Genomic DNA, 13,547 nt, shown 5'->3' on the forward strand with positions numbered 1-13,547 from the left:
CGCTTTGAACTATCGCTCACCGAGGGAGTTCAGGCGCTTGGCAGCTGCATCAATTTAACGGGGAGTTGGTGTCCGGTTTTGTAGGGGCAAGTCCATGCATCATTAACCATGACAAAAAAAACGGCAAAAAAATAGATTCAAATAATAGCGTCGAAAAAACATTTGACACCACTGGTTGCCCATAACTAACTTCTCCCTAAAGCAAACTTCACACAGGATTAGCAGCATGGACATCCATCTAAGCGAACACGAAAACGAACAAGTCGAATCGATCTATGAAAAGATTCTTCAGTGGTGCAAGTCGCACCCGGTAGCGGTCGGCGTGGCAGAAATGGCAGTTGGGGCAGCCTTGATCACTTACGCCATTCAGCATGGCCTGATTAATGAGTCTATTAGAGCCATTAACGCTATCAGCGATCCGCTCTTTAATAACGCCTCGAAGATCGGTGGCGCAGTCGGTGGCGGCATTGGCTACCTGGCTGGGTCGATCATCGGCTCCATCGGCATTGTTGCCCTTGGAGGCGCCATTGGCATCCCGGCCAGCGTGGTTGCAGGGGGCGCGTCGCTCATCCTGGGCCTCGCCGGTTACACTGCCGGCGACCTGCTGCATAACTTTCTGAACGCTGTCGACTACCAGGCTATAGCCTTGAAAGGTTCAGTGTTCCTGATTGGCCTGGGCCTGCTTATTGATGGCGCTCGACGTTGCCTATCTAGCGACGCAATAAAGGCGCACTTCGCGAGATTTGCACAAGGAGCTATTCGCCTATCCAAAGTAACTATGGACGTTGTTCCTGGTACGACCTCTCAGTTGATTGATCCGGCGCTTAACAAAATGGAAAAAGTCCTGACTGATACTCCGATAGCCTTAGCAGCCGGCGGGGCAACGGCGGTTGCTGTATCTACTTTTGGAACAACCACGGTTTTTGGTTCATCTACCTTGGGATCGCTCGCCGTAAGTTTAGGAATTGTATCTACACCAGTGCTCCCGATAGTTTTTTGTGCGGGTGGTGTTGCTTTGCTAGCGCTCACCGTCAAAAGGAATTTTTTCTAATCGCGCCGGTTTACCCCTGCCCCAGCCTCCTTTTGGAGGCTCACAACGCTTACCCGTACAATCTTTAGGACGACTCGCTGCGTACCGACTAATCGTTTATGCACGCGGCGTAAGAGATGTCAGTCAGGGTAGGGTCGCCTATTAGTTCGAAGCTATTGAGGGAATTTTCACTCTGCCGAGAATCAGCTATTGTCCGATTTCTGTCGGTTGCTGACCGTCCGCTGTGGGTCGGTTTCAGCCGGTCGTGGCAGGCAGAAAACGGCCAACTTCTGCCCTTTGACCCGGAGCGACCTCAGCGGCAGCCTCCAAGAGGCAACGGTCATTCGTGCAGTAGTGTCGGCCGGTGAGTGTTCGGCCAGAGCGGAGGGTCAAGTGCCGTCCTGAACTACCGTTTCCGCCCGGTTGCTTTCGAGAGACGTGGGCGGCCGTAGTCCACGAGCTCTGGCCGCTGGTCTCGAACCATCCCAACAGTAGCGTGCGAGGGACAATTACCTGTGCCTTTCGCGCTGGCCGACGGGAGTGCAATCCGGTCGAATGTCTCGGTCATGGCTGACGTAGTCCCAATGTGCTTCAGAAGCCACGAGATTGCGATAGGGTAGTGGATTTGCCGGACAACGCTGCGCGTTACCCACCATCCCCCCCAACTGCCTTCCGATGTTCATTGACTACCAGAGCTTGGGCTGACGGTGAAGCGCCGTCCTCTGACCTCACACAATGGGCCAGACTCTACTTCCCCCCCGGGGGAGTTTCAGGGTGGCACATCAGCACGCGCGCGGAAGCCGGTGAGGTCGAGCACCGCCGTCGTTCAGCGGTTGTCCAGTGCGCGATCCCGTCTCGCACGGGCGCTCGAGAGCGGCTGAGCCGCCCTTAGGGGTGTTGCTTCTGCATGTATTCGGTCAACGCCATGACGAAGTCTTCGCGTGCGCTCAGCACCGCCTGAGGATCGACGCGCGAGCTTCCTGGCGGGGGGGCGGCACGGGCGTCGATCCAAGCCTTCATATACGCTCGGAAGCTAGAGCGCACGGGCTCCAGGGCGGCGCCGGCCTTGCTGCCACCGAGCAGGACCGATTCGTCGACGCGATTCAGCGTCTTGAACAGATCGGCCTCGGCGGCAAACCGCCTTTCGCGGTTCTGGGCCTCTGCCGTTTTGGAGATGCCGGCCTTATTGCGTACGCCGGCGTCGTACTGCGCGAGCGCGCCCGTCTTCTCGCCCGCCATCGCGTTAAGGTCGCCGGTCCCCCTGGTGCGCTCGGGAAAGCTGTCGCCGGCAGGGGCAGGCCCTTGCTTCTTGCCGACGAGCGGACGGACCGGCTGTCCCTCTGGCGTGCGCATCAGCGGCATCGCATCGAAATCCTGGGCCCCGAGCTCGGTCATTCCCTGTTCGAGGGTCAACGAGGCCATTCCGCCGCGCAGGCGCGCGGCTTCCACGACGCGTACTTCTGCAGACGCCGCGCCGGCGCCCAGACGGTCCGGCGCGTTCCTGGTCGAGCGCAGATAGGTTGCCAATCCCATGGCTTGGCCACGGATGTTGCGACGGTTCAGGTCTTTCTGCATGGTGGGATAGCTGCCGCCCTTCTTCACCAGGGCTGGGCGGATCTGCCAGCGTTTCTGCGGATTGTCGCCGTATGCGGTGACAACGTTCACATCCCTCACGGGAGATTTTTCGGTTCCGACCCCGACGCTCACGGATGTGGTGATGGTGGTGGACCTCCTGGTCATGCCGCTCTGATCCTCGGCGATCCGGCGATGCAGGTCCACACGGTCCGGCAATGGCAAGTCCGCAGTCGCCGCTCCAGTGTTGCGAGCGGTCTCCAGCACCGTGGCCACCTTGGCGGCGGCCTTCGGATTGTTTCTGTAGCGCATGGCGAAGTAGCGCCGCTCGGCTTCGACCTGGGCGAACTCGATCATGTTGCCGATTTCCTGGACGGGCAGCTGTTCGATCTGCTTGGTCAGAGGGTCTGCGGGACCACCCGGCTTATTGGAGCGGGGTGGTGCGGCCGGTGGCTCCTCCGCGGGTGTCTTGGCCGGCGCAGCCGCCTTCGCCGGCGGCTCGCGCTCGGCATCCGGCGCGTTGCCTTCGGACGTTGGCTTGAGAACGGCCGGCGCCTTGGACGGCGGCGCGACTACGGCGGGTATCACGGGCTTGGATCCGGTCGCGTGCACTACCGGTAGACTTCTCGGCGCGACCGGCTCGGCCGTTGCGGGTGGCGCCTTGGGCTTTGGCTCCGCCGGGCGGGCTGGGAGCGAGGCTCCGGCCTGAACCTGCGGCGGGCTCGCCGGTTGTACCAATGCCGACGGGTTTGCGGCGGGACCGGTCGCATCCAACGATGTCTGCAGGGGCTTTGCGGTCCCGATCATCAGGGCGGCCGTCGTACTGATGGCTGCGCTCTTGACCTGCTTGCCGACAGCCTGCCCTTTGGCCTGGTATCCGGCGAGCTCCGCCGTGCGACCGGACGTGGCGGCGTTGACGCTGAGGCTGACAGCCAACGCCGTGGTCGCCGCGCGCGCCGCTTGTTCGGGGGTTTCGCCGCGATTTAGCGACGTAGCAAAGGCGGCTGCCGAGGACGCCAGCGGCGCGGCGATCTGGCTGACGATCTTGTTGTTGGCAGCGCCCAGCGCCCCCCCGGGAAGGCTGGTCGCCGCTGAGAACAAGCCGGCCTGAACGGCGTCCTGCACAGACGCGCCGCTGGCCATTGCGTCCAGGGTCGTCGAGCCGCCATTGACCACCATCTCGGTCGCCACGCGCTCGAGCACCTTGTTGCCGACCCCGGCGCTTCTAAGCGCGGGGCCGAGCGCGCGGGCGGCCGCGCCGCCGGCGCCGGCGAAGAATCCCTCCTTCGCGCCGGCCCAGCCGGCGTCCTTGAAAGCCCTCCACGCATCGTCCGCCGATCCGCCGCCGACCGCTGTGACGAGAGCGGCGGTGCCGCCCTTGTACAGCGCATTGCCCGTGCCGACCACTGTACCGGTGCCGGCGATCGTCAGGACAGTACCCCCAGCGCCGGTGATCCCGGCCCCCGCCACCGCTCCGGCCACGAACGGCGCCGCCACCACAGCGGCAATGCTCACGGCGACCGCGGCAGAGACGGCGGCGGTGATCTCCAGCACGGTGAGGACCCGCTCCGCGCCTTTGATCATCCCAAAATAGTAGGCATCGGCCAAGGCGCGGACGAGTTTGCAGTTGGCGTTGACCCGCGGCAAGATGGTGGCGGCCCCAACCATATCGCCGGTTTTCAGCAGGGCGTCGAGTTGGATCAGGCTGTTCTGGGCCATCAGCCGCGCCATGACGATTTGCATGCCAGGATCGTCCACCCCGCCGAGCAGGCTGGCGAAGTACGAGATGACCCAGTGTTTGCTGTCGAGCTTGACCTGGCCCTCGTAGCGTTCCCACGTCATTTCGGTGTTGCCCTTGGTCAGCATGTAGGCGTGTCGCAGCTCGCTGGCGAGTGTCGTGCGGACATAGTCGCGTTGACCGCGGCTGATCGGAACCCGATTACCTTTGCTGTAGATGTAGAACTGTTCTGGATTTTGGGGATCGGCGTTGATCTCCATGATAGTCCGCGCCAGTCCAGCGAGCGCGTCGGCTGCCTTCGGGTCGATCTCCAGCGCCTTTGCGATCTGCTGATTCTTGCGTTGAGAAGCCTCCTGCTGACGCAGAGCCTCGGTCTTTGGGGTCAGGTTGAGACGCGCCACCTCCAGGAGCCTGCGCTCCTCTTGCGAGATGTCCGAGCGTCGCAGCCGTTCAGAGATCAGGTTGTACTCGTCTCGGATTTCGACAGGATCGGTGAGGACGCGGCTGCCGCGTTCGGTGAGGATGCGGGGCAACGGAGCCGCACCGATCCGTTTGTCGGGTTCGGTCAGTCCCTTTTTTTTGGCCCTTCGCTTGCCTGCCTGGAGCTCCAGTTGTTGCCGGCGGGCGAGCTCCAGCTTGATGCTGTGAGCGACGACGCGGATATGGTCGTCCTCCACACTGCCCCGGATCTGCTGATTGAGCCAATCCTCCAGTTCGTCGAGCTCGATCTGCAGATTCTGGTCCGACATGTTCGGTATGTCCTCCAGAAGGCGGCTCCCGCCGTTCAGCCAGTCGGCTGGCTTTCGGGCGATGACGGCCCGGCCATCCCGGCGCTGTTGCGCCACGTGCGCCAGTTCATGTGCAATCAGGCGCCGGCCTGCCATGGAATGGGGCTGATAGGCGTCGCGCGCGAACATCAGATGGTCGCCCATGGTCAGGGCGCTGGCGCGCAGCAGCCTGGCAGTCCGGGCGGCGTCGTATCCATGATGCAGCCTTACGTCACTGAAATCCGTGTGAAACCGGTCTTCGAACCAATCCCGCAGGTACGCTGGCAGTGGCCGTCCACCCTGGATCGCCGGGCTGTTCGGGGCTTTGGGTGGAGCGGTAACGGGGAAGTGACTCATCGGGTGGATCCCCTCTGGACGCATCGCTGCGTCGGCCATCCGGTCGGCTTCCGATTCGGAAGAGGATCTCAGAGGAGACAGTGTCAAGCCGGCGGCGGACGCCCGGATCGGGGATTGCTTGCGCGCCTCAGGTCGAGAGGTCCGATTGGCGTCGGCCTTCGAAGTGGAGGCGACAGCGCGCTTCGCGTCGTATGTCGCCTGGCCCCCCATTAGCGTTCTCCCAGCGCATCGGCCAGCGCGCGCGCAATTGCCCGCGCGTCAGCACCCGCCTTGAGGTTCAATCGCAATGTCCGTTGTTCATAGGGATTAAGGCGTCCAGCCAATGCCGCCTTGCCGAGCGCCCTTTCGATGGCAGCGCCGAGCGCCCTGGCAGTTGCCGCATCGACGCCGCTGATTGAGAGGCGATCAATCCGAATTCGGGTATTGGTATCCATCAGCGTGCTCCTTCAACCCTGTCCAAGACCTGAGGCATCGCGATCAAGCTTGCGATATTCTGCCGCGATTGCGGCATGCAAATGACGCATTTCAATCACCCCGCCATCCGCGCACGCGCAGTAAGCGGCGTTGGTCGCGATGGTCGAAATATTGCCGCCGGACAAATCAAGCCGGGCCAGTTGCTGCCAATCGATCACGCCCTGCGGGGCTGTCTGCGGAATTGCGCGCTGCCACAAAGCGAGTCGCGCGGCGACGTCGGGCAGAGGAAAGTCGACAATCATCCGCAAGCGGCGCAGGAACGCCGTATCGAGATGAGTCTTGAGATTCGTCGCGAGAATCGCAAGCCCGCCATAGGTCTCCATGCGTTGCAGCAAATAGCTGACCTCCGCATTGGCATAGCGGTCGTGACTGTCCTTCACCTCGCTGCGTTTGCCGAACAGCGCATCGGCCTCATCAAAAAACAGCACCACCCCCCCCCGCTCCGCCGCATTGAAAATTCGCCGCAGGTTTTTCTCCGTCTCGCCGATGAATTTGCTCGATAGGCGGGCGAGATCGACGACATGGAGATCAAGCTTCAACGCGCCCGCGATAATCTCCGCCGCCATGGTTTTGCCGACCCCGCTCGGCCCCGCAAACAAGGCACTGATCCCGGTCGCACGTCCCAGTACGCGACGCAATCCCCACGCCCCATTCACCTCGGCTCGCCCCGTGACTTGCGCGACGAGTGCATCCAGCGCGGTACGAGTTTCAGGCGCAAGAACAATATCGTCCCAGTTCCGCCGTGGTGTGATATGCGTCGAGAGCGCCTCGAGATCACGCGCACCGAGATCACGGCACGCTGCCCACAATCCACCCGCAGCGAGTCCCGGTTGCCGCGCGATGGCCGCAATGCGGCTCGGGCCGAGCGCAAATTGTTCGGCCACCGTCAACACCTCGGTTACAGGCGCATCCACGACCACGCGCCACAAAGCGGCGCGTTCAACAGGAGAAATGGAATCGATCCGGGTGACAGGTACGTGCTCCATCTCCTCAATGGGCGCTTCGCTGACCATCAGGAGAGGTTGCGGTAAAAGCCGATCTAGCCGCTGCGCTAAACCCTGCGTGCCATCTGCTTCGACATTCAGAATAATGCCGCATCCCGCAAGCACCGCATCACGCGCCAGCGCCAATTCCGATCCAGCGAGACTCGCCTTGACGCTCCAGGCACCAACGCCAAGTCGCGCAAGAATTTCGGTCGCAAGCGCCGTGCGACCGGCACCAGACTGTCCGATAATCTGCAACCGCAAAGGAACACCATCGATTTTGGCGAGCCGCGTCGCGAGATTCTCCAAGCGCTGGGGCAGCGGCACGGGTGCCAGCGGTTCCACACCTTCATCGATGCCCATTTCATGCCCGCCAAACCCGCAAAGAAGATTGCGCATTCTTTCGGGCAATTCAATCGCCGCCCCCATCGGCAGCGAAGAATTTGGCTCAACGCTTAACAGCGCGTGTCGCCGTAGCGGAGCCTCGCTCGACAATCGCTGCATGGCCTGGGCAGGCAGCCGGTCGGAGTAGAAAAGCAGTTTCGCCAGCACATGCGGCGTGCAGGGCGAGGCCGTTACCAGGCCCTGCAACGCCCCATACCGTGGACCAAATGAACCATCGATGGCCGGCGCAAGCGCCAGCAGCAATACATCTTCATCCCAACGTGCGAGGCAGAAGCATTGCGATATGAGGTCGAGCGCCGAGGGCTGCCCCAGGTCGATCATCGCGTCGCGTGCGGCAAGATAGGCCGATCGGCTATCCGCATCGAACGCCCCAGCCAATCGGTCGTCGGCCCACTGCAGGCCCAGCCGCAGCACATCGTCATTCAATGAAAGCCAGTCCGTGTCCTCGTGCACGGCGGCCTGCTCTTCGGCAGTTTCCTGCGGCGGGCCATCGTGCAGCCCTTGCGTTGTTGCCGTCGTTTCGGAAGTCATGGGTCGAGCCTGAAAGTCAGTGCGTTCTCGCGGCTACGCACGCCGTTTGTCTGGGCCGCGACTCGGTAGGGTGTCGCACGCGGGGGAAGCAGACCTGCAATTGCGCTGACGGGAATTTCGACTTGCACGGACGTTGGTGCCGCCCATTGATCGCCCGGTTGCGGGGGCCGAACGGGCACTGCGACATCCGCCATCAGGACCTCACTGGGCAGCGTATCCGCCCAAAGGCGCTGGCCAGTGAGACGCAGGATCGCGCCTGCGTTCCCGAACGTTGGCGACGCGGTTGCAACAAGCGGGATCAATTGCATCAGCGCGCTGTTGGACGTAAGCATGCGGTCGGTCAAGACCGGCGTTCCTCGGTCAAGACCGCCTTCAACACCGCTCACCACAGTAGCCGACATCAAAACGATTTCCAGTGGTCCGGGTTGCAACTGGGTCTCCGGCGGGATGGGCCGCACCGCCAGGTGATCGAGATCTATCGGATATTGCGCGTCGGGGACAAGGATGCGGATGATCCCGTTCGACGGCAGCGCAACGCGAATCGGCTCAAGCGACCCTAAACAGACATAAAGCCGCTCGGCGGTCGTGGGCAGATGCTCGATCGTGATCTCCTCGCCAATCCCGATGCGAGCATCGCGGGAGGAAGAAGCGGTGGGCGGGGCTGTCCGATAGGCGTCGACAAGAACGGGTGGTCTGGCGATTGAAGCCAGAATCCGACGCCTCAACACGGGCTGCGCCTGACGATGCGGGAGCCGCCCCTCGATCTGCACGACGCTGGCCTCGTACACGACCGACCGGCGTAGATTGGCCTCGGGCATTGCCGACCACAGCTTCGATACTTCGTCGAAGGGAATGGGATGCAAGACCAGCTTTATCCGCTCAAATTCGGATTGCAGTACGGGATCAAGAACCGGGTCACCGATGGCCCCTGCCCGGTTGGTGAGAAGGAGCATGTTCTCCATGCGCGCGCCGAAATCGTGCAACACCAGCATGGCGTCGCCGAGGATGGATTGGGCGATGATATCCGAGTCCTGCTGGTCCTCGGAGCTGGCGTAGCTGCTGACAAGAAAACGCATGGTCAGTGACAGCGGTGGATGACCGAAGGCTGCGGGATGCTCGTGACCGGGAATTGACTGGTTCTTGAGCTGCGCCTGCTCCAGCACCTGATAGAGATACAAATTGACGCGGGGTCCGTTGACGCCAGCAATCGTCACATCTGGCGGGGCGAGTGTGACCGACACACCGGCACTTGCCATACGGTCCAGCAACAACCGCCGAAGGGTGCGGGATACGGCGGCAATCGCGTTGAAATTCGCCATCGAAGCTCCCTATCGTTCCTGTCCACGACGAATGCGACTGTAGCTGGCGAACCCCTGCGAACGAGGTGGGCCTGTCTCCCGAGATGTACCAGGCAGCGGCGGAGCAACCGAGATATCAATGCGACCAATGCTGACAAACGGGGGCACAGACGTCTCTTCCAGGTTGTCGCTGCGCTGTTCGACAGAGTTAGGCGGAGTCTGCATTGGCTGAGGCTCGCGGGTTTTGCCTGGTCTGCCTTCATCACGAAAAATATGGTCGATCACCGATTGCAACGTGATGGGCTGGCTGGCAAATGCATGCGCGGTTTTGTCCAATGGTCGCTGGACAATGCGGGGTTCAATCGGCGGAGTTCTCTCTTCGATGTGCAGGTCCGAAGCAGTGGCGGTTTCCTTCCTCGCGGCGTGCTGGCTTGTGGTTTCCCGCTCAGAGGGTCCTGTCGGCGACATTTCCGAATGCGCCTGAAGCTGCCGCCCGCCCCGCTCGTGCCGGGGTCGGAGCGGTTCTGTCGCATCATGCGATGGGGGAGGACGTGTCGCAGCCGCGCTGTAATTCTGAGGCTGCCCTATCCCACGGTTGGCGCGCGTTTCGGCCTCTTGCGTCACAAGGTCCGCCTCGAAGCCGCCGCCCTCGTAGATGGCACTCAGCGGTCGGACAAGCGGAGCCTCAATGTCGGGTTGCGGAACAACCGCACGGTCGACAAGTCGGGTGAGGAAATTACTCTGGCGGCCCATCATTCATTCGCCAAGGCACAGTAACGGCGACGGCGCGCGCGCGGGATCGCCAGAATGTCCTGTTCTCGCCAGCCATAGGCGCTTGCAAGAATATGGACCTGCCTGAAAATGCCACCCTCCGTGGCGAGTGCATGCCTGATCAACTCGAATCCATCGAGGTAGACCTGCGTCTCGTGACCACAGGCGGCACAGGTCAGATTGATCACCGTTTCCGCATTCGGGTCCAGCCGGGTCAGTTCCTGTGCAAGAACGTCGCAGGGAAGCGCATCATTACCGGTGCAGGCGTGACATAGCGATGACACCGGATCGTCTGTGCCCGCCGCCTCTTCCAGATCGGCACCGGTGAGCAATCGACAAGTAGCTTGCAGCCCCATGAATTCGAGATGATGGATCGGGCCCGGTTCAGGCGGCATTTCGGGAGCGATGGATAGGTCAAGATCGAACTCGATGGTTTCGCCACAATCGCCAGGGCATGGCAGCCCCGACGCGACTTTTGGCGAAAACGTGCTGGAAAAAATTGCGCGAAACAGGAGTTCACGATCCCCCAGTGTCAGCGTCCGCGCGGCCTCTGACCCGAGAGCTGTTTGAGCGCCCTCCTCTGTTGTCAGGGAGGCGCATAGGCCTATCAGCAGAGTGCCCGCGCGCGCGACGCTGGCTCCGGCGGCAAGAGCCTCTTCCACAAGTATTTCGTCGTGGCCGGAAATTGGGCGAACCGCAATGGTGCAATAGCGCTGTCCAGCCTGCCAGAGCCCATACGGCAAGAACACCGTTTGGAAAACAGAAGGGATCGTTTCCATCCGCAGCATCCTCCACAACGCGTGGTCTATTTGCTTTGGGCTTCTTGCTTACGCTGGCTCGTTGAAACGCGGCTCGGCGGGTTCGACGACCGCGTAATCCCTTTCCCAACCCTCCATTTCCAGCTTGATTATCTGGATCGCCACCGCGTTGGCATTGGCATCAAGATCAGGAAGCGCCTGATACTCTGACACCCAGCAGCGATAGAGCTGGTAAGACAAAACTTTCTGGCCCGCCTCATTGAACACGTCGAGGATCACGTCTTTGCGGAAGTCGGCGAGCGACATTTCCGCCCCCGGGCCGGAACCGAAATTCCAGATCTTGTTAGCCCATTGCTCGAAATCGATGTCGTGCGTGACACCACGCTCCAGCGTCAGTGGCTCATACTTTGAGCGCCCGGGCGATTTGCGGCTGGTACTCGGGTCGCCGCCTTCCCGATGCTCGACGACTTCGGTCGTGCGCTTGAGAGCTGACACCTTGCTGATGCCGGCGACATAGCGGCCGTCCCATTTCACCCTGAACTTGAAGTTCTTGTAGGGATCGAAGCGTCGTGCGTTGACCGTGAACTGAGCCATCATTCAACCCCTTTCAAACCTCGGCGCGCCGTGCGATCTGATAAATTTTCAGGATGACGAACTCCGCGGGTTTGAGCGGCGCGAAACCCACCTCGATATTGACGATGCCGCTGTCAATATCGAACTGCGTCGTCGTCTCAGAATCGCAGCGCACAAAATAGGCGTCGCGCGCAGACGAGCCCTGGAATGCACCCTTGCGGAAAAGATCCTGCATGAAGGCCCCGACATTGAGCCGGATCTGCGACCAGAGCGGCTCGTCATTCGGCTCGAAGACCACCCACTTGGACCCACGATAAAGCGACTCTTCAAGGAACAAGGCTGTACGGCGGACCGGAACATACTTCCAGTCGGACGCAATCTGGTCGGCACCATCGAGCGTGCGGGCGCCCCAGCAGATACTGCTGTAGACGGGGAATGTCCGCAGGCAATTGATGCCAAGCGGGTTCAGCGCACCGTTCTCCCTATCAGTCATCGCATAGTCGAGGGCCTGCACGTTCCGCAGCCGAGCATCGGTGCCCGCGGGTGCTTTCCAGACACCACGCTGCGTGTCGGTGCGGGCATAGAGCCCTGCAATCGTTCCGCTTGCGCCAATACTCCGCAGCCGCCCACGCGACAGCGGGTCAGAAATCTGGGTACGTGGAAAATACATGGCTGCATTGGGGTGCCGCAGCGTTTCGTTGTCGGCGAGCCAGGCCTGCATTTGATCGAGCCGCACGACGCTGGCGTCGATATCAACCAGCACCATCGCGCGTCGCTCTTCGCAGTAGATTTCGCACTCGGTGTAGAGCGCCCGCATATCTGCACCCGCCATGGCAGCGGCGTCCGGGGCGCAAAGAATGTTGAACAGATCGATGTCTTCCAGCGCATAAAGCCCGGTCTTCGCGGCACGGACACCACGGTATGCGGTAACCGGTACAGCAGCGCTGCCATTTTGCCCGCTGGTTAATGGGTAGGATTGCGGCGACTTGACCGCTCTCGCTGCGACCGGACCAGTGGAGGAATTGAGCAGATAATCCGCCAGATCAGCTCCCTTGAAGTCCAACGTCGTATTGGTGTCGAAGGGGCGCGCGTTGCGCCCGGTGCGGATCACAAAACGCGCTGGGTTGAGTGCAGTGTTTTCGCCGACGATCTCGACCGTTGCCTCGGATAGGTAAGGTTGCAACGGGAGCGGCAGAATCGCCGCTTGCGCGCGAATAACTGTCTGCAAATTGTTGGCCCAGTCTGCCAGGCGACCTGGAGCTGGCGTCGGCGGAATGACGAGCGCAATCGGGGGCTGCGCGACACCGCCAACAGTGAGGGTGAGCGTCAGATTGGTAGCAACTGCCGGTGCGGCGGTTGCTGCCGGATGAGGCCCACTGACAGTGCCGCTTGCGGCCGGTCGCGCATCGGTGGCGGGCAGCGCGGGCAGACCGGTTCGGTCCAGTTGAACAAGCGTTGACCCGGCGTTGATTGTGTCGAGCGCGTTATCTTGCCCAGCCTGCATCGTGAGATTGGTGTATCGCTCGCTTGCGACCGTGACAGTGCGGTCACCATCGACCCGGATGAGGCTGATCGTGGCGTTGAACAGTGTTCCCTTCTCGGCCGCGAGGGTTGCCGGGCGCGTTGCGAAATCGATATCGACCCGCAGCGAGTCTCCCCATGATCCGGGGTTCGTCGCTGATTGCCTGCGAATGCGCCGCCCGGCGGAGACGTTGGCGATATCGATACCAAACCCATTCGGCAGAATTACGGCGGACGCCTGCGCGGCGGGGGCCGTGACCGTGTCGGCGACCCGGACGACGAAACATTCGGTGCCGCCATTGAGGAAGAATTGCTGGATCGCGTAACTCGTTTCGCTGGCGACATCGAGCCCGCCATATTCCCGCTCGAAATCCGCCAGACCAAACAGTTGCACTGCCTGGTTCAGGAGACCGCGCGGAAAGCTGCCGATGAATGCCGCGACCGATGTCGAGACACCCGCGATGGTTCTGATGCCGCTCGGGATCTCTTCGACATAAACGCCTGGATAAGTTGGGCGGACCGGCATTGGAGATACCTCCTCATTTCTAGCACGCAGAGCCTGCTGAAAACGTCAACGCCAACTCACTGTAGTCGACTTTTAAAAGCGGCACAAAGAAATACAAAAATCAACCCCTCGCCTCTCTGGCAATCCAGGCCGAACTTGACATTGTTTAGAAGCTGTACTGACCTGAACGTACTCTTGTGATCTGCAAATCGCCGATCACAGACCGGTTGCCGTAACTTTTCTTCATATAATCAAGAAGGTATA

General features: G+C 61.2%; 8 protein-coding genes. 1 reads left to right on the forward strand and 7 read right to left on the reverse strand.

Annotated features, from left to right (window positions below):
• The first annotated feature begins 226 nt into the window (after nt 1-226).
• Nucleotides 227-1,051 (forward strand): hypothetical protein, encoded by an 825-nt coding sequence (locus J2Y56_RS26920; RefSeq protein ID WP_310353773.1) that lies wholly within the window; start codon nt 227-229, stop codon nt 1,049-1,051.
• Nucleotides 1,052-1,918: 867 nt separating this feature from the next.
• On the opposite strand, the gene J2Y56_RS26925 is transcribed toward J2Y56_RS26920, so the two are convergent.
• The 7 genes from J2Y56_RS26925 to J2Y56_RS26955 all read right to left on the reverse strand — a co-directional run bounded on the left by J2Y56_RS26925 (nt 1,919) and on the right by J2Y56_RS26955 (nt 13,304).
• Nucleotides 1,919-5,503 carry a DUF4157 domain-containing protein gene (locus J2Y56_RS26925; RefSeq protein WP_310353776.1) on the reverse strand — a complete coding sequence of 1,195 codons (3,585 nt, stop codon included), beginning with the start codon at nt 5,501-5,503 and terminating at the stop codon, nt 1,919-1,921.
• A 170-nt stretch (nt 5,504-5,673) separates the two neighbouring features.
• Nucleotides 5,674-5,898, reverse strand: a complete 225-nt coding sequence (locus tag J2Y56_RS26930) for a hypothetical protein (protein WP_065834058.1) — start codon at nt 5,896-5,898, stop codon at nt 5,674-5,676.
• A 12-nt stretch (nt 5,899-5,910) separates the two neighbouring features.
• A complete protein-coding gene (locus J2Y56_RS26935; RefSeq protein WP_310353785.1) occupies nt 5,911-7,857 on the reverse strand; it encodes an ATP-binding protein in 1,947 nt (648 codons plus the stop codon).
• On the reverse strand, nt 7,854-9,176 hold the full coding sequence (locus tag J2Y56_RS26940; RefSeq protein WP_310353786.1) for a DUF4255 domain-containing protein: 1,323 nt from the start codon (nt 9,174-9,176) through the stop codon (nt 7,854-7,856). Before J2Y56_RS26940 ends, J2Y56_RS26935 begins: the two co-directional genes overlap by 4 nt.
• A gap of 731 nt (nt 9,177-9,907) precedes the next feature.
• Nucleotides 9,908-10,705, reverse strand: coding sequence for a hypothetical protein (locus J2Y56_RS26945; protein WP_310353788.1), 798 nt, complete (start codon nt 10,703-10,705; stop codon nt 9,908-9,910).
• 48 nt (nt 10,706-10,753) lie between these two features.
• Nucleotides 10,754-11,278: a phage tail protein gene (locus tag J2Y56_RS26950; protein ID WP_310353790.1), complete on the reverse strand. Its 525-nt coding sequence runs from the start codon at nt 11,276-11,278 to the stop codon at nt 10,754-10,756.
• 13 nt (nt 11,279-11,291) lie between these two features.
• Nucleotides 11,292-13,304, reverse strand: coding sequence for a phage tail sheath C-terminal domain-containing protein (locus J2Y56_RS26955; protein ID WP_310353793.1), 2,013 nt, complete (start codon nt 13,302-13,304; stop codon nt 11,292-11,294).
• Between the last annotated feature and the right edge of the window lie 243 nt (nt 13,305-13,547).

This window comes from Pseudomonas sp. BE134, assembly GCF_031456105.1.
Lineage (GTDB): Bacteria > Pseudomonadota > Gammaproteobacteria > Pseudomonadales > Pseudomonadaceae > Aquipseudomonas.

Bases quoted from the DNA above. Each gene is read 5' to 3' on its own strand.
- J2Y56_RS26955 (WP_310353793.1), bottom strand. From the start codon at position 13,304: ATGCCGGTCCGCCCAACTTATCCAGGCGTTTATGTCGAAGAGATCCCG.
- J2Y56_RS26950 (WP_310353790.1), bottom strand. From the start codon at position 11,278: ATGGCTCAGTTCACGGTCAACGCACGACGCTTCGATCCCTACAAGAAC.
- J2Y56_RS26930 (WP_065834058.1), bottom strand. From the start codon at position 5,898: ATGGATACCAATACCCGAATTCGGATTGATCGCCTCTCAATCAGCGGC.
- J2Y56_RS26940 (WP_310353786.1), bottom strand. From the start codon at position 9,176: ATGGCGAATTTCAACGCGATTGCCGCCGTATCCCGCACCCTTCGGCGG.
- J2Y56_RS26935 (WP_310353785.1), bottom strand. From the start codon at position 7,857: ATGACTTCCGAAACGACGGCAACAACGCAAGGGCTGCACGATGGCCCG.
- J2Y56_RS26920 (WP_310353773.1), top strand. From the start codon at position 227: ATGGACATCCATCTAAGCGAACACGAAAACGAACAAGTCGAATCGATC.
- J2Y56_RS26945 (WP_310353788.1), bottom strand. From the start codon at position 10,705: ATGGAAACGATCCCTTCTGTTTTCCAAACGGTGTTCTTGCCGTATGGG.
- J2Y56_RS26925 (WP_310353776.1), bottom strand. From the start codon at position 5,503: ATGGCCGACGCAGCGATGCGTCCAGAGGGGATCCACCCGATGAGTCAC.